Source organism: Pseudomonas sp. GL_091, assembly GCF_057837725.1.
The window spans coordinates 2,912,294-2,937,592 of sequence record NZ_CM174451.1 but is presented as its reverse complement, the minus strand read 5'-3'; the positions used below and the strand labels follow the sequence as shown (position 1 = coordinate 2,937,592).

Below are 25,299 nucleotides of genomic sequence, written 5' to 3'. Positions count from 1 at the left end.
ATTTGATTGATGATGTTCGTGCGAGCAAACACATCTAACAAACCGGCGTTCTTATGCGTGATATTAATACTTTCCTTCCCTTTTGGGAGGGCTTTTCTGTCGTCACGATCAAGCCCGATGGCGATGATCTACAAATCGACCTGACGCCCCACGCCACCCGATTTCCTTCCTGTGGCGGCTGCCAAAAACCGTGCTCAACCACGCATGAGTACTGCCAGCGGGTCATTCGTGATTTGCCCATTCTCGGCCGTGCGGTGCGCCTCAGCGTGTTGCTTCGACGTGTCGGTTGTCGCGACTGTGGCAAATGCATGGAATCCGTCAGTTGGCTGGATCGCTATGCCCGCATGACGCGCCGCCTGGCCGAGGCCGTCATTCAAGCCTGCGAACGCCTGCCCACGCTGCATGTGGCTCAACTGTTCGGGCTGCATTGGGACAGCGTTCGGTTGCTGGAGCGTCGAGCCTTGCAAGCGGCGTTGAGTGTTTTGCCAAAGGCGCAGCCACGGCGCTTGGTCATGGACGAATTCGCGCTGTTCAAAGGTCATCGCTACGCCAGCGTGGTGCTGGACGCCGATACCCGGCGAGTGCTGTGGATTGGCGAAGGTCGCAGCCGTGCGGCGATCAGGCCATTCTTCGAAGAGCTGGGGCCAGAGGGTTGCGCTCGCATCGAAGCGGTGGCGATGGACATGAACACCGCCTTTGACCTGGAGGTTCGTCAGCACTGCCCAAAAGCGCGCGTGGTCTACGACCTCTTCCATGTGGTGGCCAAATATGGCCGAGAGGTGATTGATCGAGTCCGCGTCGACGAAGCGAACCGGCTTCGCCATGACAAACCTGCCCGAAAGGTCATCAAGCAAGCGCGATGGCTGTTGCTGCGCAACCCGCAGAACCTGAAAACGCCGGAGCAACAGGTCCGTTTGGAGGATCTGCTGGCGGCCAACCAAGCGTTGATGACGGTCTATTTGATGAAGGCTGAACTCAAAACGCTTTGGACACCGAGCACCGCCTGGGGCTGGCGATCAGCCTGGCAGCAATGGCTGCGCCATGCGCATGAAAGCGAGATACCGGCCCTGATCCAGTTTGCCAAACGACTGAAGGGTTACTGGCGGGGCATCGTCAGCCGTGTTCGCTGGCCGATGCATACGGGCCAGTTGGAAGGCATAAACAATCGAATAAAGGTCATCAAACGGATGGCGTACGGTTACCGGGATAGCGAATTCTTTTTCATGAAGATCAAGAGCGTCTTTCCCGGTAATCCGTGAAGAACCTAATTTTACCCTCTAAATGACCGGATTCCAGAAGAATGGACAAGCATCCGACGGAATGCTAAAACGAAAAAACCCGCCGGAAGGCAGGTTTTTCAAGGCCTCCAAAGAACTCAAAAGCGCTCTGTGGAATGCAAGATGGTGCCCGAAGCCGGAATCGAACCGGCACGCCCTTACGAGCGGGGGATTTTAAGTCCCATGCGTCTACCAGTTTCGCCATTCGGGCGGTAGCGCGGTGATGCGTCCAGGTTTTGCCAAATAACGATCTGGCAGTTCTGACGCTTGTGCAGCAGAGGTGGAAATATATACATCCCGTCCCGGTGAAGCAAGTTCGCAAATGCCCTTTTCAAGACTAAATCTTGCAGGCTATTGCAAATAAAAAAGCTCCGTAAATCATAGATCTACGGAGCTTGTTTATTAGTGGAGGCCGAGGTCGGAATCGAACCGGCGTAGGCGGATTTGCAATCCGCTGCATAACCATTTTGCTACTCGGCCTCAAAACATTTGGTGTCAGTAGCACGACATCAAATGCGTACAAACTTGGAGCGGGAAACGAGACTCGAACTCGCGACCCCGACCTTGGCAAGGTCGTGCTCTACCAACTGAGCTATTCCCGCGTCTTGGTGTGGCGCATTCTATAGAATCCAGAAGCCCCGTCAACCCTTTGATTCAAAAAAGTTTTATTTCTTTTCAACGTCGGTCTTCAGATGTGGCCAGGCAGCCCGCAGGTACTGGACCATCGACCACAAAGTCAGGCCAGCCGACACCATCAGCAAGGTGTAGCCCAGCAAGACCCAGAAACTGAAATCCTTGGGATTGGCCAGCAGGATCACCAACGCCAGCATTTGCGCGGCGGTTTTCCATTTGCCAAGGTTCGACACGGCAACGTGGGCACGAGCGCCCAGTTCGGCCATCCATTCGCGCAGTGCCGAGACGACAATCTCGCGACCGATGATCACGGCAGCTGGCAGCGTGAGCCACAGGTTTCCGTGTTCCTGTACCAACAGCACCAATGCAACCGCAACCATCAGCTTGTCGGCAACCGGATCGAGAAAAGCCCCGAACGGTGTGCTTTGTTCCAGACGGCGGGCCAGGTACCCGTCCAGCCAGTCGGTGGCGGCAGCGAATGCGAAGACCGAGGCGGAGGCCAGGTAACTCCATTGGTAAGGCAGGTAGAACAGCAAAATAAAGATTGGTATGAGCAGAACGCGTAGAACGGTAATCAGATTAGGGATATTCATCGGCACAACTGGCTACGAGGTGAGGGGGCATTCTACTCGCTGTGCAGATTTGCATAAATCAACTCTGCGAGCTTTTTACTGATCCCGGGGGCTTTGGCAATTTCTTCGATGCTTGCACGAGACAGCTCCTGCAATCCACCAAAATGTTTCAGCAAATCCCGCCGACGTGTGGGTCCGACGCCAGCGACGCCTTCCAGTGTAGACGTCCGACGGGTTTTTCCACGCCGGGCGCGGTGCCCGGTAATGGCAAATCGGTGGGCTTCGTCGCGAATCTGCTGAATCAGGTGCAGCGCGGGAGAATCGCCGCGCAACGTGAACTCATGTGCAGCGTCATTCAGGTACAGGGTTTCGAAACCGGCCTTGCGCGTCGCGCCTTTTGCCACGCCCAGCAGAATCAGGTCAGGCACGGCCAATTCATCGAGCACATTGCGGGCCATGGACAACTGACCTTTACCGCCGTCCACCAGCAGGATATCCGGCAGCTTGCCCTCCCCGTCCTTCAGTTTGCTGAAGCGTCGGGTCAACGCCTGGTGCATCGCCGCGTAGTCATCGCCGGCCGTAACGCCCTCAATGTTGTACCGGCGGTAATCGGCCTTGATCGGGCCTTCGGGGCCGAAGACCACGCAGGACGCCACCGTCGCCTCGCCACTGGAATGACTGATGTCGTAGCACTCAAGTCGTTGAGGAGGCTCATCCAGCTTCAGCACCTCGGCCAGCGCATCGAAGCGTGCAGTAATGTGCTGACGATTCGCCAGGCGAGCACTCAGTGCCTGCTCGGCATTGGTCACCGCCAATTGCTGCCAGCGCGCCCGCGTACCCCGCACGCGATGGCTGATGGTCAGTTCACGACCGCGCAACTCGTCGATGGCGGCGATCAGTGTTGGAAAGTCATCGTGGACCACATTGACGATCAGCTCACTTGGCAAGTCGCGTTCAGGACTGCTGATGAAGTACTGGCCAAGAAACGCGGCCATGACTTCAGAAACGTCTTCTTCAATACCGACTTGAGGGAAGAAGTTCTTGCTTCCCAGTACCCGCCCGCCCCGCACGCTGATCAAGTGGACACAGGCACCGCCCGGGTTGACGAAGGCGGCAATCACATCGACGTCCCCGGTCCCGCCTTCCATGCTCTGTTGATCCTGGACCCGGCGCAGTAATGCAATCTGGTCCCGCAACTCGGCTGCTCGTTCAAATTCGAGATTGATCGCCGCTTCTTCCATCCCGGCGGACAACTCGTCAGTCAGCGCATTGCTGCGCCCTTCAAGAAACATCACCGAATGGCGCACATCTTCGGCGTACACCTGGGGCTCCACCAGCCCGACGCAAGGCGCCTTGCAGCGCTTGATCTGGTATTGCAGGCATGGACGTGTGCGGTTCTTGTAATAACTGTCTTCGCATTGCCGAACGAAAAATGTCTTTTGCAGCAGACTCAGGCTTTCGCGGATCGCACCGGCGCTCGGGTAAGGCCCGAAATATTTGCCCTTGGCCTTTTTCGCGCCGCGATGAATGCTCAGGCGCGGAAACTCTCCGTCGGAGAGATAGACGTAGGGGTAGGATTTATCGTCGCGCAGCAGGATGTTATAGGGCGGGCGCCATTCCTTGATCAGCGTCTGCTCAAGCAACAAGGCTTCGGTTTCGTTGGCGGTGATCGTCGTTTCGACCTGGGCGATACGCGCTACCAGTGCGGCGGTCTTGGGGGCAAGCCCGGTCTTGCGAAAGTAACTCGACAGGCGATTCTTGAGGTTTTTCGCCTTGCCGACGTAGAGCAACCGCGCTTCGCTGTCGAACATGCGGTACACGCCGGGGCGCCCGCTAACGGTCGACAGAAAGGCGCTCGGATCAAAGGTGTCGGTCATTTTCAGAGGCTGGCGTCGACCATGCCATGACGAACCGCCAACAGCGTCAACTCGACATCACTGCTGATCGAAAGCTTCTCGAAGATGCGGTAACGGTAGGTATTCACGGTTTTCGGGGACAGGCACAACTTGTCGGAAATGATCTGTACTTTCTGGCAGCCGACGATCATCAGCGCGATCTGGATTTCCCGCTCCGACAAGGCATCGAAAGGCGAATCGTTGGTGGGCTGGAAGGACTTGATCGCCAACTGCTGGGCAATTTGCGGGCTGATGTAGCGTTGCCCGGCGAACACCAGACGGATGGCCTGGACCATTTCCGGCAAACCTGCCCCCTTGGTCAGGTAGCCTGCCGCACCGGCTTGCAACAGCCGCGTAGGAAACGGGTCCTCTTCACACACGGTCACCGCGACGACTTTGATATCCGGATGACTGCGCAATAACTTGCGAGTGGCTTCAAGACCGCCGATACCCGGCATTTTGACGTCCATCAACACCACATCGGGTTTCAGCTCACGCGCCTTGAGCAGGGATTCCTCACCCGACTCGGCCTGGCCGACTACTTGCAGGCCATCGATGTCAGCCAGCATTCGTGTAATGCCTGTACGAACGAGATCATGGTCATCGACTACTAGCACCCTAATCAAGCAGACACCTCGCGATATGGTCTTATTGGGTTATCAGACACCTTAGCAAAAAGCATCTGGCAGACCTAGCGGAAAGCGTCAGATTAAAAGTTTCAATTCATCTTGAAAGGCTTGTCGCAAGCGTGTTGCAGCAATTACGGTCCGGGATATCCAGCTGCATCCTCAAGAAACATTCGTCCTTGACCACCACCCTCAATCCCTTGCGCTCGTACAACGCTCGCGCCGGGTTGTTTTCGAAAACCGTCAGGCGCAACGCCGGACGCCGCTCCTGGCGCGCCAGAGCCAGTGCCTGATCGATCGCCCAGGACCCAGTGCCCTGCCCACGAAACGCTTCGACGATATGCAATTCGCGGATATACAAGGCTCTGGCATCACGGCTCAGGCTGACATAACCCGGGACATTGTCGCCCCGCGCAATCAAGCGGTTGTCTCGCCCGGCCCAGGCCACCTCAAACGCTTCGTCCTGCCACAACAGGTCATGCTCAATGTAGTAACGCAGCATGCCCTTACAGGTCAGTTCGCAGGCGAATCCCAGGTCATCAGGTGTTGCCGGACGCCATTGGCGCTCCATCATTCCAGCTCCACTGCCAATACCTTCCCGGTCCAGCCCGCGGGATTACGCCGGGCAACGACCATCTGGTTGCCGGTACCGGCGGCGGCCGCAATCAGCGAACCGTCCGGCGCCCACACCGCGCTACGTCCTGCCGACTCCCAGCCACCCGTTGCGCCGCCATGGTTGGCCATCAACACCACCATTGAATGGCCAGCGGCATAACCCTGCAATAACGCGGTATCCGGGTCGTAGCCTTTTGCTGTGATCAACACACCAGCGACATATATGCCTGCGCCTTTCAGTGCGGCCATAGCCGCATGATCGGCATGGTTGAAATCCGCGCACACGGCCAACGCAATCGTGTCGGTGCCGATTGTCAGCGGCTCGCCCCCCGCTCCCGGCGCAAACGCCTCCTCCTCCCCCGGATGCAGATGCTGTTTGCTGTAGACCGCGAGAGAACCATCGGCACCCAAAGTCAGCGCGCCAATCAGCACGGGCGATGTGTCCGTCAGCCGAATCGGCATGCCGACGACGGCCGTCACGCCGACTTCCTTGGCAAAATCACGCAGCGGCTGCAGTACGGCCGCGTCCGGCGCAATAGCCAATTGCGCCGCAAGCCCCCGTTCATAGCCGGTCAGCGACAATTCAGGGAACACCAGCAATTGCACGCCCTGCTCCGCAGCCAGCTGCATGAAACGTTGATGTCTGGCGATATTGCCGGCGAGATCTCCGGCGATGGAGATCGATTGAGCCGCGGCGATAGTCAGTGCCGTCATGATGCGTCCTTGTGACGATGTGTTTTTTGTTGAGGGGCAGAGTGTGTCACAACCTTCAGGGCGCTCAAGCGATAGAACGCGTGGTCGTTGGCCGATAGCATTTTCTGATTGAATCTGCGTACCGGCCTCTAGTAAGCTCGACCCATCCATCGGAGACAGACCATGTTCAACACCCTCTTACAGCTTCGTACCGCCAGCGCCCTGCGCTCGGTTGCGGCTGCCCGGGTGAACGACGGTTGTGCTCCGGTCAGCTTTTATTTTGGGTATTGGTTTAGCCACTGGCGCGCCTGATACCCACACGGCGCCCACTTTAAACGGGTCGCCACCAGAGAATTCTCAACCCCCGGTCGGCCTCCCGACCGGGGGTTTTGTTTTTTCAGCCCCAACACTTTTAGCGACACACCAGACATTCAGAGGATTCAGAACATGAACTACGCCACTTATTACCGTTACGACAGTTTTACCGCCTGGCGATTTACCACCCTCCGCTCGGGACAGCCTGCCGCCTCCGATCGGTCACCCACAGGTGGCAAGCACACACACGCAGCCAATTTGGCCAATTGTCGAACACCCCAGTAGGGCCGAGCGCGCGGGCACGAACCCGCCACCAGCCCAGGAAGCCTTGAATATGAACTCGTCCGTCTCTGCACTGCCGCTGCCCACCTTGAGCCCTGCCAATGAAGCGCTGACCCTGCGTCTGCCCAGCTCATTGCAACTCAAACAGCAATTGCCCCTCAGCAACGCCCTGTCCCGGCAAGTCACCGCCCACCGCCAGGCGGTTCGCGCGATCCTCAACGGTGAAGATTCCCGTCTGCTGGTCATCGTCGGCCCATGCTCGATACACGATCCGAAATCAGCCCTCGAATACGCTGGCAACCTTGCCCGCCTCGCCGCCGAAGTCAGCGACGAAATGCTGCTGGTGATGCGCGCCTACGTCGAAAAACCCCGTACCACGGTTGGCTGGAAAGGCCTGGCCTACGACCCGCACCTGGATGGCAGCGATGATATGGCCGCTGGCCTGACGCTGTCCCGCGAGCTGATGTGCGAAATGCTCCGTCTGGGTCTTCCTGTTGCCACTGAACTGTTGCAACCAATGGCAGCCGGCTACTTCGACGATCTGTTGAGCTGGGTCGCGATTGGCGCCCGGACCACGGAGTCGCAGATCCACCGGGAAATGGCCAGCGGCCTGGGAATGCCGGTCGGCTTCAAGAACGGGACTGATGGCGGTGTCGGTGTCGCCAGCGACGCCATGCGTTCCGCCGCCCATCCCCATCGCCATTTCGGTGTCGATAGCCAGGGACATCCGGCGATCATTCAAACCCCGGGCAATGCGGACACTCACCTGGTATTGCGCGGCGGCCATCGCGGGCCGAACTACGACAGCGCCAGCGTCGCCCAGGTAAACAGCGACCTGACCAGACTCAAAATTCCGGCTCGAATCATGGTCGATTGTAGTCACGCCAATAGCGGCAAAGACCCGTTGCGCCAGCCAGCAGTGTTCAAGGATGTACTTGAACAGCGTCTGCAAGGTGATCGTTCGCTAATCGGCATGATGATCGAGAGTCATTTGTTCGAAGGCTGCCAGCCGCTAGGTTCGACGCTGAAGTATGGCGTGTCGGTTACGGATGGTTGCCTCGGCTGGGCCGGGACAGAACAACTGTTGCTTGAAGCGGCAGATCGGCTGCGAGTGGAAAACAACGCCCAATAATCAGCATCATCCGTCCGCCCTCCGGCCTTCATGCGAAGACTGGAGGGCAAATGGCAATTAATGCCCCATCAGGGACTGCACCTGAACCGGCGTCACCCCGGATTGCTGGAGTGTGCCGTCACGGCGCTCGACTGAATAGGAAACACGGATCGCAGAATCTCGATGTTCCCTCCAGAACCGGTAGGGAACGATGAACACCAACGGCTCGCCGGCGGTGTCTCCGGTTACTTCGCGGTCGTCACGGTGATCGAATTTCTCTCCGTCGCATTTCAGGCATATCAGCTCCCCTTTTTCAGCCCTGGTGTTTTCGATGACGACGGTCACGCCATCCTGCGCATCATGCAGATCCACCCACCCTTCGTCGGCTTCCAACACAGTGGGAGCTGGCAATGGTCCCCGCTCCATCCTGCCAATCATCAGTGTCGTCAGTTCAGAGTAACGAGGACCGTTCCCTGCTTGCTTGACGCAATAATCGACGGAAATGGAGGAACCCAGATTGGGCGCAATGCACTCCGGGCTGACCCAAAACGACAGTTCGCCCCCCACAGCAAAGGACTCGACCTTGAGTGCATCACTGAAACTTCCTTCGACCGAAACGCCCGCCCAGGTCAGCAACACCCAGTCGCCCGCCGCCATGCGCGCATAGGGTTTGATCGTAACGATCGCCCCTTCTTTCACTCGATCCGGATCAAGCGTTCTACCCACCGCATCGTTCACCGTCGCAGGCAACAGGTCGGATTGCACGTCACCGACACTCAGCTGCAATCGATGGGAATGCACGGGCTCGGCAAAACGGGTACTCGTGAGTGAGTAACTGATTTCGAGTGAACCACCGTCAAGCGCCGCGATGTGTGCGCTACCCACGGCAAAGATTATCTCCTCGCCGACCCGGTCCTCACTGACAAAACGCGCCACCTGATGATTGCAGGCGAGGCCATCGGCATCCAGACCCGCCCAATTCAACAGTAATTTGTCGCCGCAGGTCATGTCTGGATAAGGCTGGACCCTGATGACGGCTTTTTTGTCAGAGGGACTCAGAACGCCGTTTTGCGCCTGCTCAAGTATGGGAGGTGGTAATGGTTGCTGCGCGAGATTCAAGGTATCGGGTTCATAAACAGTCATTCATTCGCTCCAGTCCTTGGAATAAACACCGAACGGGTGGCCGGCTTTGGATGACGCCTATTTAATCTCACGGCAAACAGCCGTGATGTCGGCCACTTACTCCGGATCGCTCGGAAAATCGATACACACGAAGTAGGTCTTTGTTCAGCAGCAAGCTGATTGCCGTGAAAAGTCCTCAATCTGTTCCGATTAAGGCCTCAGCCACTCTTTAGTATTCGCACCTGTTCTATTCCGTTATCCGCAAGCTTCGGCGGACTTTTCATACACCGCGCCAACCTCGAGTGTTTTAGAGTGAAGTGCCATGCAGTCCCAACGAATTACTGTGCAAAGGTATGAACATGCAAAGGAATGCAAGCACTTGTTACCCAATACTGCTGGTCCATGGCCTTTTCGGCTTCGATAGAATCGGCAAGTTCGAGCTCTTTCACGACATCAGGCAGGCGCTGAGGAACGCCGGAGCAAGGGTGTTCGTTCCCCACCTGTCGGCCACCCACGACAACGAAGCACGCGGTGGCCAATTGCTCTCGCAGATCGAACGGGTACTGGAAGGAACCGGTGCACGCAAAGTCAACCTCATAGGCCATAGCCAGGGCGCACTGACCGCACGTTATGCCGCAGCGATTGCGCCACACAGTGTGGCGTCGGTGACCTCCGTCAGCGGGCCGAACCATGGCTCGGAACTGGCCGATTTCCTGCGCAAGGCATTGATACCAGGCTGCCTGCCGGAACAGGTGGCCGAGACGGTGGTGACCCTGTTCGCCGACTTCCTCGCGACATTAAGCGACAATCAGTACCAACCGAAGAACGCCATTGCGGCCCTCAATGCACTGACCACCGAAGGCGTAGGCGCATTCAACGACAAATACCCGCAAGGGCTGCCCACTACCTGGGGTGGCAAGGGGCGCGAACGGGTCAACGGTGTTCGTTACTACTCGTGGAGCGGCGTGCTGCCGTTGAATGTTCTCGAGGCCGGGCTCAATGCGTTCGATCCGCTCAACGCCTTCTGCCGGGCCCTTTCCGGTTATTTCGTCACGGAAAGCGAGCAGAACGACGGGTTGGTCGGTCGCTTCAGCTCCCATCTGGGCACGGTTATCCGTTCCGACTATGCGCTGGATCATCTGGACACCATTGGCCAACCGACCGGCCAGTTGCGCACAGGCGTCGATCCGATTGAGCTATATGTTCAGCACGCCGAGCGCTTGAGAGACGCCGGCCTTTGAGGTACTACCTGCCGTGGATCCCGCGTGGAGCGGAACTTTGAGGAGAAATAGCTCACTGAATCCGGTAGGCTCAGCACTTTATCGAGTATTGAAAGGAGTATTTTTCCATGGCTAAAGCCACTGCCCGTCACATCCTTGTTGCCTCCGAAGCCAAGTGCAACGAACTCAAAGCCCAAATCGAGGCTGGCGCCGATTTCGCCGAAGTTGCCAAGGCAAACTCCACCTGCCCTTCCAGCCGCCAGGGCGGTGACCTGGGTTCGTTTGGTCCGGGCCAGATGGTCAAGGAGTTTGACACCGTGGTCTTCAGCGCACCGCTCAACGTGGTCCAGGGCCCGGTCAAGACCCAGTTCGGTTTCCACCTGCTGGAAGTGACCAGCCGTCAGGACTGATCGACGCTTGAGCTATTCACACAACGGCCCGCCTTTTGGTGGGCCGTTGTGTTTGCGATGCGTAATACGGCTGGCGAGGGACGCGCCGCTAGCGTACAAATTGTCGTTAACGACCACCCGGCTCCAAGGCTGACAATGCGACTGGCTTTCCCTACCTTGTTGTTCACTGCCGCGGCCCTGCTGATGGGTGCCACGGGTGTGAATGCGGCACCGCAACCGGCAATGACCGTGTACGGCGAACCGGCGAAATACCCTGCCGGCTTCAGTCATTTCGCCTACACCAACCCGCAGGCCCCCAAAGGCGGCACGATGCGGCGCTCGGCGATCGAGATCGGTCAGTTCGACCATGTTTTGCCTTACATCGACAAAGGCATCGGCGTCACACAGATCGACGGTTTGCTCTATTCACCACTGGCCCAACGCTCGCTGGACGAGCCTTACACCGTGTACGGCCTGGTGGCAGAGAAGATGGAGCGCTCTGAGGACGGCCTGTCCCTGCGCTTTTACCTCAACCCCAAGGCGCGTTTTGCCGATGGCAAACCGATTACCGCCGAAGACGTGCGTTACACCTTCGACCTGCTGATGACGCAGGGTAGCCTGCGTTACCGTACCCAGTTCGCCGACGTCAAAAGCGTCGAAGTGGAATCGCCGCTGACCGTGCGCTTTGATTTCAAGAACAACGAAAATCGCACCCTGCCCCTGGATATCGCGACCTTGCCGGTGTTTCCCGAACACTGGTGGAAGAGCCGCGATTTCGCCGGTGGCGGCGGCTATGAAGCGCCGCTGGGCAGCGGTCCCTATAAAGTCGGCAAGATCGATTCCGGACGCAGCATCACCTTCGAGCGCAATCCCGATTGGTGGGGCAAGGATCTGCCGGTCAGCCGTGGCCTGTACAACTTCGATCATTTCAGCATCGAGTACTTCGGCGATACCGACGTGGCGCGCCAGGTCCTGCGCGGCGGCGCCTTTGACTACAACCGCGAATTTTCCGCCACCGGCTATTCCATCGGCTACGACAGCCCGGCCCTGAGCGACGGTCGCCTGCAAAAGGCTCACCTCGCCACAGAGGCACCGCAGCCGGCCCAGGGTTTTGTGTTCAATCTGCAAAAGCCCATGTTCCAGGACCGTCGCGTGCGCCAGGCGCTGGTGATGTTGTGGGACTTCGAGTGGAGCAACCGGCAGATGATGCGTGACATGTACATCCGCCAGCAGAGCTTTTTTTCCAATACCGATCTCGCGGCCCGGCAACTGCCGGATGCCGGTGAGCTGGCGATTCTCGAACCGCTGCGCGGGCAGGTTCCCGACGAAGTCTTCACCCAGGTGTTCGAAGCGCCGAAGACCGATGGCAGCGGCGTGATTCGCGACAAGCAGCTGCAAGCCCTGGACTTGCTCGAACAGGCCGGCTGGAAACCCGATGGCGACCAACTGGTCAATGCCGACGGCGAGCCGCTGAGTTTCACCTTCCTGGTCAGTCAGAACGGCATGGACCGCCTGCTGCTGCCCTATAAACGCACCTTGAAACAGATCGGCATCGACCTGAACATCCGCCGTATCGACTCGTCCCAATACGTCAATCGCCTGATGAGCCGCGACTACGACATGATCGTCACCGGCTACCCGGTCACCACTTCTCCGGGAAACGAACTGCTCAACTATTTCGGTTCGGCGGCGGCCACCGATCCTGGCTCCAACAACTACATGGTGTTGAAGAACCCGGCCGTGGACACCCTGATCACCGGGCTGATCCGCGCCAATACCCAGGCTGACATGCTGCACTACGCCCATGCCCTGGACCGGGTGCTGCAATGGAATTACTACTGGATTCCCAACTATTACCCGCCGGGCACCTCGACAGTGTGGTGGAACCGCTTTGGCATCCCGAACGTACAAGCGAGCAATGACGAAGCCATCGAGAGCTGGTGGGAGATGAGTACCACGCCATTGACCAACCAACAGATGACGGCCGAGCGTATCAGCCGTGGCAAACCCGGAGGGCCGCACTGATGTGGGCTTACATATTGCGGCGCCTGTTGCTGATCATTCCGACGCTGGTGATCATTCTCCTGGTCAACTTTGTCATCGTCCAGGCCGCGCCGGGCGGGCCGGTCGAACAGGCCATCGCACACCTGCAAGGCATTGGCGGTGCCGCGGTTGGCGGTGGTTCCGGCGAAGCCATGAGCGGCAAGTCCCGGGCCAGTCGCGGGCTTGATCCGCAGCTGATCAAGGACATTGAAAAACAATACGGCTTCGACAAACCGGCACACGAACGCCTCTGGCTGATGCTCACCAGCTACGCGCGCCTGGACTTCGGCAAGAGTTTCTTCCGAGGCGCCACCGTCACTGACCTGATCCTCGAAAAAATGCCGGTGACCATTTCCCTCGGGCTCTGGGCGACGCTGATCACCTACCTGGTGTCGATTCCCCTGGGCATCCGCAAGGCCGTGCACCATGGCAGCCATTTCGACATCTGGAGCAGTACCGCAATCATCATCGGCTATGCCATGCCGGCGTTCCTGTTTGCGATGTTCCTGATCGTGGTGTTTGCCGGTGGCACTTCGCTGAACTGGTTTCCGGTTCGCGGGTTGGTCTCGGACAACTTCGAATCGCTGTCGACCCTTGGCAAGGTGGCCGACTACTTCTGGCATCTGGTGTTGCCGGTGACCTCCCTGGTGATCGGTGGCTTCGCCACGCTGACCATCCTGACCAAGAACTCGTTCCTCAATGAAATCACCCGCCAGTACGTGGTCACCGCCAGGGCCAAGGGACTGAGTGAACGACGGGTGCTGTATGGGCACGTGTTCCGCAACGCCATGCTGCTGGTGGTATCGGGCATTCCCCAGGCGTTCATCAGTGTGTTTTTTGCCGGCTCACTGCTGATCGAGGTGATCTTCTCCCTCGACGGCCTGGGCCGCATGAGCTACGAAGCGGCGGTATCCCGGGACTATCCGGTGGTGTTCGGCTCGCTGTTCATCTTCACCCTGTTTGGCCTTCTGATAAAACTGGTCGGCGACCTCTGCTACACCCTGGTCGACCCGCGTATCGACTTCGCCGCGAGGAACGCCTGATGCTCAAGCTTTCACCGCTGGCCCGTCGCCGCTTCGAGCGTTTCAAGAAAAACCGTCGGGGCTGGTGGTCGCTCTGGCTGTTTGTCGGCCTGTTCCTGATGACCCTGGGCGGCGAACTGATCGCCAACGACAAACCGCTGATGGTCAGCTATCAGGGCCAGTGGTACTTCCCGGTCTTCAAACGCCACACCGAACAGGCGTTCGGCGGGCAACTGCCGTTCCAGGCCGACTACCGCAGCGACTACGTGCAGCAACTGATCAAGAAGGATGGCGGCTGGTTGCTGTTTCCGCCGATTCCGTTCAGTGACGACACACCGAACTATGACCTGAATAAACCCGCACCCAGCCCGCCCTCCAGCGTCAATTGGCTGGGCACCGACGACCAGTCACGGGACGTACTGGCCCGGGTGATCTTCGGCGCCCGGGTATCGATCCTGTTTGCCTTGATGCTGACGTTTGTCAGTGCCCTGATCGGCATCGCCGCCGGGGCACTGCAAGGTTATTACGGCGGCTGGGTGGATTTGCTCGGCCAGCGTCTGCTGGAAGTGTGGTCCGGGTTGCCGGTGCTGTACCTGCTGATCATCCTGTCGGGCTTCGTCGAGCCGAATTTCTGGTGGCTGCTGGGGATCATGGCGCTGTTTTCATGGCTGGCTCTGGTGGACGTGGTGCGGGCCGAGTTCCTGCGCGGGCGCAACCTGGAATACGTCAAGGCCGCGCGCGCGCTGGGCCTGACCGACCGCAAGGTCATCGTGCGGCACATTCTGCCCAACGCCATGAACGCGACCTTGAGCTACTTGCCGTTCATTCTCACCGGGGCGATTTCCACCCTGACGGCGCTGGACTTCCTCGGCTTCGGCATGCCTGCCGGCAGCGCTTCCCTGGGCGAGCTGATCGGCCAGGGCAAGCAGAACCTGCAAGCGCCGTGGCTGGGGCTGACGGCGTTCTTCACCCTGGCGCTGATTCTTTCTTTACTGGTGTTCATTGGCGAAGCGCTGCGCGACGCTTTTGATCCTCGATCTTGATTCGGAATGCAGAGATGACCAACCTGATCGAAATCCGTGACCTCAGCGTGGCCTTCAGCGGCCAGACCGTGGTGCGCAAACTGTGCCTGGACATCCGCCCCGGCGAATGCCTGGCGCTGGTGGGCGAATCCGGATCGGGCAAGTCGGTGACGGCCCACTCGATCCTGCAACTGCTGCCACATACCGATACCGAGACGACGGGCAGCATCCGCTATCGCGGCCAGGAACTGGTGGGCGCCGATGCCGGCAAGTTGCGACAACTGCGCGGCAATCGCATCGCGATGATCTTCCAGGAGCCGATGACCTCCCTCAACCCGCTGCACAGCATCGAAAAACAGATCGGTGAAACCTTGCTGGTGCACAAAGGCCTGGCGGGCAAAGCGGCGCAAGCGCGAATTCTCGAATTGCTGCACCTGGTGGGCATCCAGAAACCCGAGGAACGCCTCAAGGCCTATCCCCATCAATTGTCTGGCGGGCAGCGCCAGCGGGTGATGATCGCCATGGCCCTGGCGTGCGAACCGGAACTGCTGATTGCCGACGAACCGACCACCGCGCTGGATGTGACGGTGCAGCGCAAGATCCTGCTGCTGCTCAAGTCCCTGCAGCAGCGGCTGGGCATGTCGCTGCTGCTGATCAGCCATGACCTCAATCTGGTGCGCAGCATCGCCCAGCGCGTGTGCGTGATGAAGGCCGGGGAAATTGTCGAGCAGGCGCCTTGCGAAGTCCTTTTCACCGAACCGAAGCACCCTTACAGCTGCGTATTGCTGCACGCCGAACCTGAGGGCGAAGCCTTGCCCCTGGACGAGCGAGAAAACGTACTGGAGGTGGACAACCTGCAGGTGCGGTTTCCCGTCGGTGGCGGCCTGTTTCAGCGCAAGACCTGGCTGCGGGCCGTCGATGGCATCAGCCTGAACATTCAACGCGGCAAGACCCTGGGCATCGTCGGCGAATCCGGTTCGGGCAAGTCCACCCTGGGTCAGGCGATCCTGCGTTTGCTCGACTCCGAAGGCGGTATCCGCTTTCAGGGCCAGGCGCTGGACGGCCTGACGCAAAAACAGCTACGACCGTGGCGCAAGAAGATGCAGGTGGTGTTCCAGGACCCCTTCGGCAGCCTCAGCCCGCGAATGTCGGTCGCGCAGATCATCAGCGAAGGCCTGGAAGTGCACAGCCAGTTGAGCACTGAAGAGTGCAACGCCGAAGTGATCCGGGCTCTGAGCGAAGTCGGCCTCGACCCCCGAAGTCGCCATCGCTATCCCCACGAGTTCTCCGGTGGCCAACGTCAGCGCATTGCCATCGCCCGGGCGCTGGTGCTGAAGCCGGCGCTGATCCTGCTCGACGAACCGACCTCGGCGCTGGACCGCACGGTGCAGAAACAAGTGGTCGCCCTGCTCCGCCAGCTTCAGGAAAAATACGGTTTGACCTATCTGTTCATCAGCCATGACCTTGCAGTGGTGCGCGCCCTGGCCCACGACATGATCGTGATCAAGGACGGCAAAGTGGTGGAGCGCGGCGCCAGCCATGAGGTGTTCGATTCGCCGCAGCATCCGTATACCAAGGAGCTGTTGGCGGCGGCGATGTTGGGGCAGGCATAATCTGGCCGTTAGACCGCATCGCGGCCTTCGCGAGCAGGCTCGCTCCCACAGTTGATCTGTGTCGTTCACAAATTCCCTGTGGGAGCGAGCCTGCTCGCGAAGAGGCCAGCACAGGCAAAACATAATCAGGATCAGCCCATGAACACCACCGAAAGCCTCAAGGACTACCAGCGCGTTCGCTTGCTGGCGATCCGTTCGTTGTTCGAAATCATCGAGCAATCGAGTGAAGGCACGGTAATTGTCGACCGCGATGCCAACATCGTCTGGATGAATGAACGCTATGCCCGGCGCTTCGGCCTGCAATCGGCGCAAGGCGCGATCGGCAAGCCCTGCGAAAGCGTGATCCCCGGCAGCCTGCTGCGTGAGGTGGTGCGCACCGGCCGGCCGATTTTGCTGGATATGCAAGACACCCCCAAAGAGCCGTTGGTGGTCATGCGCCTGCCGATTCACGACGATGCCGGCGTAGTCATCGGCGCCATCGGTTTCGCCCTGTTCGACGAATTGCGCAGCCTGTCGCCTATGCTCAAGCGCTACATGAGCATGCAGGAAGAACTGGCCTCCACCCGCTCGCTGCTGCGCGCGCGGCAGACCAAATACAACTTCGCCCACTTCATCGGCACCAGCGCCGCCAGCCTGGAAGTCAAACGTCGCGCCCGGCGCAGTGCGAGTACCGAATCGCCGGTATTGCTGCTCGGCGAAACCGGCACCGGCAAGGAGTTGCTGGCCCAGGCGATCCACAATGCCTCGCCCCGCGCGCACAAGGCGTTTGTCAGCATCAACAGCGCGGCGATTCCCGAATCGCTGCTGGAGGCCGAATTCTTCGGCACCGCCCCCGGCGCGTTTACCGGAGCCGACCGCAAGGGCCGCGCCGGCAAATTGCAGATCGCCCAGGGCGGCACGCTGTTCCTCGACGAAATCGGCGACATGCCGCTGCCCCTGCAAAGCAAACTGCTACGGGTGTTGCAGGAAAAGGAATTCGAGCCGGTGGGCTCCAACGAAGTGATCCAGAGCGATGTGCGGGTGATCGCCGCGACCTCCACGGATCTGGAAGCCGCGATCAAACGCGGCGAATTCCGCGCCGACTTGTACTACCGGCTCAACGTGCTGCCGATCCAGGTTCCGCCCCTGCGCGACCGCCTGGATGACGTGCCGGCACTCAGTGAAGCGATTCTTGAGGAACTGCGCAGCCAGCATGAACTGCACCACGAAGCCCTGGAACTGTTGGGCCAACACGCCTGGCCGGGGAACATCCGGGAACTGCGCAATGTGCTGGAGCGGGCCGCGTTGCTCAGTGATGACTTGCGCCTGACGACAGCGGATATCCGCGCGGCTATTGGTACATTCACACCGGTGGAACGCGTGGCGCCCTTGACCATCGAACCGCTTGCCCATGAGACGTTCAGTGCGGCGCGAGAGCGATTTGACCGACAACTGATCGAAACGACCCTCGCGCAATGCGGGGGCAAGGTGATTGAAGCAGCAGCACGATTGGGCCTCGGGCGGTCGACGTTGTACAAGAAGATGGTGGCGCTGGGGATCGCAGAGTCTCCATAAAGAGATATGCATCTCCATTGTTAGACAGATCTTCGCGAGCAGGCTCGCTCCCACAGGGAGACAGAGTAGTTCGGGAGAACACGGTCTACTGTGGGAGCGAGCCTGCTCGCGATGAGGCCGGCACTATCGCCATAAGTCTCCGATTAGAGACAAAGCATTTGAATCCCGCCCACAAAAGTAAAATATACCCTTATATTTCAACAGCTTAAGCATCTGGCACAAAACTCGCTATACGCCTCTCCTACCAGGCTTCACCCAACAAAAATAACAACCCAGGAGACACACCATGAGTGTGATCATTGCCTTGGCAGCCCTCGCGCTGCTGATGCTGGCTGCCTACCGTGGCTACAGCGTTATCCTTTTTGCCCCGATTGCCGCCCTCGGCGCTGTCCTGCTGACCGACCCGTCTGCCGTCGCCCCCGCTTTCACCGGGGTGTTCATGGAAAAAATGGTCGGTTTCATCAAGCTGTATTTCCCGGTATTCCTGCTCGGCGCGGTGTTTGGCAAGCTGATCGAACTGTCCGGCTTCTCGCGTTCCATCGTCGCGGCGGCGATTCGCCTGCTCGGCACCCGCCAGGCGATGCTGGTGATCGTGCTGGTCTGCGCCCTGTTGACCTACGGCGGCGTATCGTTGTTTGTGGTGGTGTTCGCGGTCTATCCGTTTGCCGCTGAAATGTTCCGCCAGAGCAACATCCCCAAGCGGCTGATCCCGGCGACCATTGCCCTGGGCGCCTTCTCGTTCACCATGGACGCCCTGCCCGGCACGCCACAAATCCAGAACATCATCCCCAGCACCTTCTTCAACACCACCGCCTGGGCGGCGCCGTGGCTGGGTGTGATCGGCACGATCTTCGTGTTCTGCGCCGGCATGCTGTTTCTCCAGCGCCAGCGCAACAAGGCCCAGCGCTCCGGTGAAGGCTATGGTTCGGACCTGCGCAACGAGCCGGAAACCGCCGCCGACCTCAAGCTGCCCAACCCGTGGCTGGCGCTGTCGCCACTTCTGGCGGTGGGCATCATGAACCTTTTGTTCACCCAGTGGATTCCGCAGGTGTACGGCAAGACCCACAGTCTCGCGCTGCCGGGCATGACTGCGCCGGTGACCACGGAAATCGCCAAGCTTACGGCGATCTGGGCCGTACAGGCAGCCTTGCTGGTCGGCATCCTCATGGTGCTGGTGTTCGGCTACAAGGCGATCAGCCGCAAGCTTGCCGAAGGCAGTAAAAGTGCGGTCAGCGGTGCCTTGCTGGCGGCAATGAACACGGCCTCGGAATACGGTTTCGGCGCGGTGATCGCGTCCCTGCCAGGTTTCCTGGTACTGGCCGACTGGCTCAAGAGCATTCCCAACCCACTGGTCAACGAAGCGATTACCGTGACCCTGCTGGCCGGCATCACCGGTTCCGCCTCGGGTGGCATGAGCATCGCGCTGGCGGCGATGTCCGAGCAGTTCATCAGCGCCGCCCATGCTGCGAACATTCCGCTGGAAGTGCTGCACCGGGTCGCCGCGATGGCCAGCGGCGGCATGGACACCCTGCCGCACAACGGCGCGGTGATTACCCTGCTGGCGGTCACCGGGCTGACCCACCGCGAGGCTTACAAAGACATTTTCTGTATTACGCTGATCAAGACCCTGGCGGTTTTCGTGGTGATCGGCACCTTCTACGCCACTGGCATTGTGTGAGGTATTCATGACGACTCTTTCGGGCAAGACCGCACTGGTCACCGGTTCCACCAGCGGCATCGGCCTGGGCATCGCCCTATGTCTGGCCAAGGCCGGGGCCAACCTGATCCTCAACGGCTTCGGCGATGCGTCCAAGGTGATTGCCGAAGTAGAACAATTTGGCGGCAAGGTCGGCCACCATCCGGCCGATGTCAGCGACCCTGCGCAGATTGCCGACATGATTGCCTACGCCGAGCATGAATTTGGCGGCGTCGATATTCTGGTCAACAACGCCGGCATCCAGCATGTGGCGCCGGTGGACGAGTTCCCGGTGGAGCGCTGGGATTCGATAATTGCGATCAACCTGTCGTCGGTGTTCCACAGCACCCGTTTGAGCCTGCCGGGCATGCGCGCCAAGGGTTGGGGCCGGGTGATCAACATTGCCTCGGTGCATGGACTGGTCGGTTCGGTGGGCAAGTCAGCCTATGTCGCCGCCAAGCACGGGGTGATCGGCTTGACCAAAGTGGTCGCGCTGGAAACCGCGACCACCCAGGTCACCTGCAACGCGATTTGCCCAGGCTGGGTATTGACGCCGCTGGTGCAGAAGCAGATTGATGATCGTGCCGCGAACGGGATTGATCCGCAGCAGGCGCAGCATGATTTGCTCGCCGAAAAGCAGCCATCGCTGGAATTCGTGACACCGCCGCAACTGGGTGAACTGGTGTTATTTTTGTGCAGCGAAGCCGGCAGCCAGGTGCGGGGCGCGGCGTGGAATGTTGATGGTGGGTGGTTGGCGCAGTAACTGTCGTTTGCTTTTGTGGCGAGGGAGCTTGCTCCCGCTGGGTGGCGAAGCCGCCCCATAAGTCTCACAGACAAAAACCGGTTGGCTGGATTTGCGACTGCTACGCAGCCGAGCGGGAGCAAGCTCCCTCGCCACAAGAACCTGCTCCACATCAGCCTGTGTGAAGGCATAAAAAAGAAGAGGCAAACCATGTCCGACATCCTCTGGCAACCCGACGCCAAACGCATTGGCAAGACCCGCATGGAGGCCTTTCGGCGCTTCATCAATCAGCGGCACCACCTCAAGATCGACGACTACCCTGCCCTGCACCAGTGGTCCATCGATCAACGCCCGGAATTTTGGCAGGCCATTGTCGATTTCTTCGACATCCGCTTCCACGAGCAACCCGACGCCGTGCTGCTCGAAGGCCCGCAGATGCCCAGCGCCCAGTGGTTCCCCGGCGCAACGCTGAACTTTGCCGAACACCTGCTACTGCGTCGCGATGATGCGATCGCCGTGATAGCCGTCGGCGAAAACGGTCAGCGTGAACATTTGACCTGGGCCGAACTGGCCGAACAGGTCGCCGGTTTTCAAAATGGCTTGATCGCTGCTGGCGTCGGTGTGGGTGACCGGGTCGCCGCCTGCATGCCCAACACCTGGCAGACACTGGTGGCCATGCTCGCCACCACCAGCCTTGGTGCAATCTGGTCCTGCTCTTCGCCGGACTTCGGCACCCAAGGGGTGGTTGACCGTTTCGGCCAGATCGAACCGAAAGTGCTGGTGACTTGCGCCGGCTATCGCTATGCCGGCAAAGAAATCAACCAGACAGCCAAGGTCAACGAAATCCTCGAGCGCCTGCCTTCGCTGCAACAGTTGATCGTCGTGCCTTACGCCCGCCCACAGGCGCACATAGAAGAATTCCGTACCCAGGCCAACGTGACGCTGTGGGATGACTTCTATACGCCCGGCGGCGAACCGGATTTCGTCCCGGTGCCCTTCGCCCATCCGCTGTACATCCTCTACTCCAGCGGCACCACCGGCGTGCCAAAATGCATCATCCACAGCACCGGCGGCGTGTTGCTGCAACACGTCAAGGAACACGGCCTGCATGGCGATCTCGGCCCCGGTGAACGGCTGTTCTACTACACCACCTGCGGCTGGATGATGTGGAACTGGCTGGTGTCGGCGCTGGCGACAGGCAGCTCCGTGGTGCTGTACGATGGCTCACCGTTCCAGCCCGAGCCGCAACGCCTGATCGACCTGATCGACGACGAACGCATCAGCGTCTTCGGCACCAGCCCCAAATACCTCGCGACCCTGGAAAGCAGCGGTATCAAGCCGCGTGAAAGTCATGACCTGGACAGCCTCAAGACGTTGCTCTGCACCGGCTCGGCACTTTCGCCGCAGAGTTACGACTTCGTCTATCGCGACTTCAAGGCTGACGTGTGCCTGGCTTCGATGTCCGGCGGCACCGACATCGTCTCGTGCTTCGTCAACGGCAACCCGATGTCGCCCGTGCGGCGTGGCGAAATCATGGGCAAGAGCCTGGGCATGGCCGTCGAAGTGTGGAACGACGCCAGCCATCCAGTGATCGGTAAAAAAGGCGAGCTGGTCTGCACCCGCCATTTTCCGGCGATGCCCATTGGCCTGTGGAACGATCCCGATGGCGAAAAACTGCGCGAATCCTATTTCAGCCTATTCCCCGGCGTCTGGGCCCAAGGTGATTACGCCGAACAACTGCCCCATGGCGGGATGATGATCCACGGTCGCTCCGATGCCGTGCTCAATCCCGGCGGCGTGCGCATCGGCACGGCGGAAATCTATCGTCAGGTGGAAAAAATCCCCCAGGTACTCGACAGCGTGGCCATCGGTCAGCAGTGGCAAGATGACGTGCGGGTGGTGCTGTTCGTACGCTTGCGCGACGGGCTCGAACTGGACGAGACACTGCAACAGCAGATCCGCGAGACGATTCGCGCCAACACCACGCCGCGTCATGTGCCGGCGAAAATTGTCGCAGTGACGGACATCCCCCGGACCATCAGCGGCAAAGTCGTCGAGTTGGCAGTGCGCAATGTGGTGCATGGGCAGAAGGTGAAGAACACTGATGCACTGGCCAATCCCGAAGCGCTTGAACAGTACCGAAACAGGCCCGAACTCCTGGATTGAAAAAGGGTTACCTGTGCAAGAATAGACGCCTGCTAAATCGACTCAGGCGCAGGACTCCCAGATGAACGCAACACCAACCGCCAGCGATGCCCAGGCCTTGATCGCCCGAATCGACTGGGCAAGCAGCCCGTTGAGCGCGGCAAGGGTGTCGACAGCACGGCAGAGCCCAACAGCGAGAGCGCTGTAGCCAGCAACGCGAATTTGCGTAATGCCGGCGGGCGGCAGATACCCACACCCATGGCAGGCTCACTCATAGACCTTCCCCCATTATTATTGTTAGGTCGTTCAACCTTTCTGGGCGCCGCAAGGGTGCGTGTCTGGACCGGCTGTTTCAGAGCATAGTCCTGAAACCCGCAATCCAGAGCCCCTTTGGAAGCTGGCTTATCCTATCGGTGTTTTTGAAGGGCTGACAGTCGACGGCACGTTATGTTTTGTTAACCGGGGATGGATGCGTCCCGGGTGAATGGTCAGGTATTGCTGAGGCTGATCGAGTTGTCCATGGACGGTCTATGCTCGCGTTCGGCTTATTCATGCAGCCAGGCGAATTGTAACCATGAGCGTTTTTTGTCAGAACCCGACTTGCCACCCCTCCTATGGTGGTGCGCATCGATTACCCATGGACGACAAGAAATGTTTCGACCCACAAGCGGCGCAAGCGTCCCCTTATCCAGCCTCACTCCCGCAAACGATAACCCTCCAAAAGGCCACACACCCGTTGCAAAAGCGTTGAAATCCGCTCGCCAGGGACAAGCGAAATTAGAGTCGCCCGTGCAATCGGCGGGACTGAAGCCGCTGGGGGGTGTCCGCAAGATGACAGTCGCCGCGATGAAGGAGCAAAAGCAGCAGCGCATCGCAGAGCTAAATCGGAATTACGAGAAGTTCGAGGAGGTGCAACTGATACAAATGCAAAAAAACGTTGATAGCACGTACGAAGACATGCTGAGCAAAGAAGAGGATCCGTCATGCTCCGAAGAAGTACGCGCGCAGTGCAGGCAACGTTACTTCGCCGCACTGGCCGCTCAAAGCACAAGCTATGTCACGCTGCTGCCCGAGACCATGGAATTGATTACCTTGGGGGGTGATCCTCGCGCTATTCGACGACAGTGCGACCTACTGGTAAGTCTTGTCAATAATGCTCGCGCGCAAATCGCGGTAGCGATCGAGGATGCCAACGCCGTTATGCGCAAGTGCCCCCTTTCCAAGAGTAATGCGGAGCAGATCGGCATAGCCCTGCAAACCGAAGGCACTGTCGTAGTGGAAGATGTTTTGAAATTCATGGGCGAGAACTCCAAGATCTACGGGACTATGATCAAGCTCCATACCGATGTGGGGAGCTGGCTTGACCAACTTAAAAAGATGTCGCACCAGGGGGCCAATGACTTGAAGCAATTAACCAGCAACAGGCCCGATAATGAAGTGGAAGTGCTGGATTCCAAGTTCAGGCAACTGGCCACTTTGCCCTTCCTCAGTGCAACGAAGCCTTTCAGCGACACGTCGGCAGCACTGAACAGCGCTATGAATCCTCTGCTGTTGGTGTCCAAGTCCCATATTGAGCTTCAAGTCTCACAGCACTATGAAAGCGGCGATCGTATCGCCGTCTTGGACAACCTGGTCAAACACTACGGCAAAGCATTGCACCATTTCACCAGTATTCGCATCTTCCGCGCCGATGAATTGCAGCTAGCCCCGTTCAACCGTCTGTATGAAATCGTCGGACAATTGCACGATGATGCCAAGCGCCGTCTGGTTGATGAGCTGCAGAACCTGGCGGACTCTGAAAAGTCCTCCCCGAAATCGACAGCGGACCAATTTCCCGTCAACCGCGCCTCTTCATCGCCCTCCCGCAAGCGGGTCATCCACACTGTCAAAGGCGCATTGATCGGTGAAGTTCGGCCGCGAGTTGCCAATCAGGGCGCAAACATTGTCGACATCAAAAGCCCTTTCGAAGACAAACCACTGGCCTCTTTTCACGAACATGAGCCGAATGCCTGGATAGAAACCGTCGAAGCCAGAACACCCGCACCGAAAGCGCGCGTCACTCCTTTCCCGCAACTCAAGGGCGATGCTCGAAAGGCGCTGGCAAAAATCGCTGAACAGATGCAAAAATTCGAGGGCTACGCACAAGGGACGAGCCATCCAAAGGGAATCGAAGAGAGCTTGCAGAACACGGCACAGAATCTGATCGACTATGCGGACCGCCTGGAAAGCCATGAAAACGCACCGTCAAACTCGCAGAATGATGCCGTCCTCATCACTGGGCTACGGGCCCAAGCGCAATCTATCAACGACAAGGCAACGCAGCTACGCATCCAAATGTCCCTGGCCCAAGCCCCTACCAGCGAAGCCGTGGAGTATTTGTTGAGTCGCGAGGAAATTCATCCGCAAAAAATCGGCGAGCGCAAACAACTGAAAACCGGACGCAAGGATTTTTTGCAGGAATACGTCCTGTTGAACCGTGACAATCGGCCGTTGTGGTTTGCACACTTTCATTACAAAAAATTAAATGATGCCACGGCCGATTACACCGCTGCCAGCCTGAAAACCAAAGAACAGCGCTTCGCTACCAATGCCACGGCACTGGCCGAGGCACAAAACCCTCTCCAGAAAATTGACATCTATCGCGGCCACATCGACAAGGAACTGGCCACGAAGTTTTTCTTGCTGCCGTAACCTGTTCGCCGCGTAGTGACT

The 25,299-nt window shown here is 58.9% G+C and carries 20 protein-coding genes and 3 tRNA genes; 14 read left to right on the top strand and 9 right to left on the bottom strand.

What is annotated here, in order from left to right; genetic code table 11:
- The first annotated feature begins 53 nt into the window (after positions 1 to 53).
- On the top strand, positions 54 to 1,259 hold the full coding sequence (locus AC3ITY_RS13460; protein ID WP_489307308.1) for an ISL3 family transposase: 1,206 nt from the start codon (positions 54 to 56) through the stop codon (positions 1,257 to 1,259).
- A gap of 142 nt (positions 1,260 to 1,401) precedes the next feature.
- Here AC3ITY_RS13460 and AC3ITY_RS13455 read toward each other — a convergent pair.
- The 8 genes from AC3ITY_RS13455 to AC3ITY_RS13420 all read right to left on the bottom strand — a co-directional run bounded on the left by AC3ITY_RS13455 (position 1,402) and on the right by AC3ITY_RS13420 (position 6,332).
- Positions 1,402 to 1,488 (bottom strand) — tRNA-Leu (locus tag AC3ITY_RS13455).
- Between the two features lie 195 nt (positions 1,489 to 1,683).
- Positions 1,684 to 1,757, bottom strand: a tRNA-Cys gene (locus AC3ITY_RS13450).
- A 46-nt stretch (positions 1,758 to 1,803) separates the two neighbouring features.
- Positions 1,804 to 1,879: transfer RNA gene (locus AC3ITY_RS13445), tRNA-Gly, on the bottom strand.
- A gap of 63 nt (positions 1,880 to 1,942) precedes the next feature.
- Positions 1,943 to 2,503, bottom strand: a complete 561-nt coding sequence (pgsA, locus tag AC3ITY_RS13440; protein ID WP_007992985.1) for a CDP-diacylglycerol--glycerol-3-phosphate 3-phosphatidyltransferase — start codon at positions 2,501 to 2,503, stop codon at positions 1,943 to 1,945.
- Positions 2,504 to 2,535: 32 nt separating this feature from the next.
- Positions 2,536 to 4,359: an excinuclease ABC subunit UvrC gene (gene uvrC / locus AC3ITY_RS13435; protein WP_223531845.1), complete on the bottom strand. Its 1,824-nt coding sequence runs from the start codon at positions 4,357 to 4,359 to the stop codon at positions 2,536 to 2,538.
- Between the two features lie 2 nt (positions 4,360 to 4,361).
- Entirely contained in the window at positions 4,362 to 5,003 is a 642-nt protein-coding gene (gacA, locus tag AC3ITY_RS13430; protein WP_008015884.1) for a response regulator transcription factor GacA, read from the bottom strand.
- A gap of 97 nt (positions 5,004 to 5,100) precedes the next feature.
- Positions 5,101 to 5,574, bottom strand: a complete 474-nt coding sequence (locus AC3ITY_RS13425) for a GNAT family N-acetyltransferase (protein ID WP_489310859.1) — start codon at positions 5,572 to 5,574, stop codon at positions 5,101 to 5,103.
- The gene (locus tag AC3ITY_RS13420; RefSeq protein WP_489309779.1) at positions 5,574 to 6,332 is read right to left on the bottom strand and encodes a carbon-nitrogen hydrolase family protein; all 759 of its coding nucleotides are present in this window, start codon (positions 6,330 to 6,332) and stop codon (positions 5,574 to 5,576) included. The genes AC3ITY_RS13425 and AC3ITY_RS13420 overlap by 1 nt, the downstream gene beginning before the upstream one ends.
- Positions 6,333 to 6,494: 162 nt before the next feature.
- On the opposite strand from AC3ITY_RS13420, the gene AC3ITY_RS13415 reads away from it, so the two are divergent.
- Together AC3ITY_RS13415 and AC3ITY_RS13410 are read left to right on the top strand one after the other, a co-directional pair.
- Complete coding sequence (locus AC3ITY_RS13415; protein WP_259674428.1) at positions 6,495 to 6,623, top strand: hypothetical protein; 129 nt, start codon at positions 6,495 to 6,497, stop codon at positions 6,621 to 6,623.
- A 337-nt stretch (positions 6,624 to 6,960) separates the two neighbouring features.
- Complete coding sequence (locus AC3ITY_RS13410; RefSeq protein ID WP_489309776.1) at positions 6,961 to 8,040, top strand: 3-deoxy-7-phosphoheptulonate synthase; 1,080 nt, start codon at positions 6,961 to 6,963, stop codon at positions 8,038 to 8,040.
- Between the two features lie 57 nt (positions 8,041 to 8,097).
- Here AC3ITY_RS13410 and AC3ITY_RS13405 read toward each other — a convergent pair whose 3' ends face one another.
- Positions 8,098 to 9,162: a hypothetical protein gene (locus AC3ITY_RS13405; protein WP_489309774.1), complete on the bottom strand. Its 1,065-nt coding sequence runs from the start codon at positions 9,160 to 9,162 to the stop codon at positions 8,098 to 8,100.
- Between the two features lie 338 nt (positions 9,163 to 9,500).
- On the opposite strand from AC3ITY_RS13405, the gene AC3ITY_RS13400 reads away from it, so the two are divergent.
- From AC3ITY_RS13400 to AC3ITY_RS13350, 11 genes are all read left to right on the top strand, one after another.
- Complete coding sequence (locus tag AC3ITY_RS13400) at positions 9,501 to 10,382, top strand: esterase/lipase family protein (RefSeq protein ID WP_489309772.1); 882 nt, start codon at positions 9,501 to 9,503, stop codon at positions 10,380 to 10,382.
- 107 nt (positions 10,383 to 10,489) lie between these two features.
- Positions 10,490 to 10,771, top strand: a complete 282-nt coding sequence (locus AC3ITY_RS13395) for a peptidylprolyl isomerase (protein WP_008051985.1) — start codon at positions 10,490 to 10,492, stop codon at positions 10,769 to 10,771.
- A 135-nt stretch (positions 10,772 to 10,906) separates the two neighbouring features.
- Positions 10,907 to 12,775, top strand: a complete 1,869-nt coding sequence (locus tag AC3ITY_RS13390) for an extracellular solute-binding protein (protein ID WP_489309770.1) — start codon at positions 10,907 to 10,909, stop codon at positions 12,773 to 12,775.
- Complete coding sequence (locus tag AC3ITY_RS13385; protein WP_046038450.1) at positions 12,775 to 13,836, top strand: microcin C ABC transporter permease YejB; 1,062 nt, start codon at positions 12,775 to 12,777, stop codon at positions 13,834 to 13,836. The genes AC3ITY_RS13390 and AC3ITY_RS13385 overlap by 1 nt, the downstream gene beginning before the upstream one ends.
- Positions 13,836 to 14,858: an ABC transporter permease gene (locus AC3ITY_RS13380; RefSeq protein WP_489309767.1), complete on the top strand. Its 1,023-nt coding sequence runs from the start codon at positions 13,836 to 13,838 to the stop codon at positions 14,856 to 14,858. Before AC3ITY_RS13385 ends, AC3ITY_RS13380 begins: the two co-directional genes overlap by 1 nt.
- 14 nt (positions 14,859 to 14,872) lie before the next feature.
- A complete protein-coding gene (locus tag AC3ITY_RS13375; RefSeq protein WP_489309765.1) occupies positions 14,873 to 16,450 on the top strand; it encodes an ABC transporter ATP-binding protein in 1,578 nt (525 codons plus the stop codon).
- A gap of 138 nt (positions 16,451 to 16,588) precedes the next feature.
- On the top strand, positions 16,589 to 18,004 hold the full coding sequence (locus AC3ITY_RS13370) for a sigma-54 interaction domain-containing protein (protein WP_489309763.1): 1,416 nt from the start codon (positions 16,589 to 16,591) through the stop codon (positions 18,002 to 18,004).
- 286 nt (positions 18,005 to 18,290) lie between these two features.
- Positions 18,291 to 19,682, top strand: a complete 1,392-nt coding sequence (locus AC3ITY_RS13365) for a GntP family permease (RefSeq protein WP_489309761.1) — start codon at positions 18,291 to 18,293, stop codon at positions 19,680 to 19,682.
- 7 nt (positions 19,683 to 19,689) lie between these two features.
- Positions 19,690 to 20,463, top strand: a complete 774-nt coding sequence (locus AC3ITY_RS13360) for a 3-hydroxybutyrate dehydrogenase (RefSeq protein WP_489309759.1) — start codon at positions 19,690 to 19,692, stop codon at positions 20,461 to 20,463.
- Between the two features lie 189 nt (positions 20,464 to 20,652).
- Entirely contained in the window at positions 20,653 to 22,608 is a 1,956-nt protein-coding gene (locus AC3ITY_RS13355) for an acetoacetate--CoA ligase (protein WP_489309757.1), read from the top strand.
- 630 nt (positions 22,609 to 23,238) lie between these two features.
- Positions 23,239 to 25,278: a hypothetical protein gene (locus AC3ITY_RS13350; protein ID WP_489309755.1), complete on the top strand. Its 2,040-nt coding sequence runs from the start codon at positions 23,239 to 23,241 to the stop codon at positions 25,276 to 25,278.
- Positions 25,279 to 25,299 lie beyond the last annotated feature (21 nt).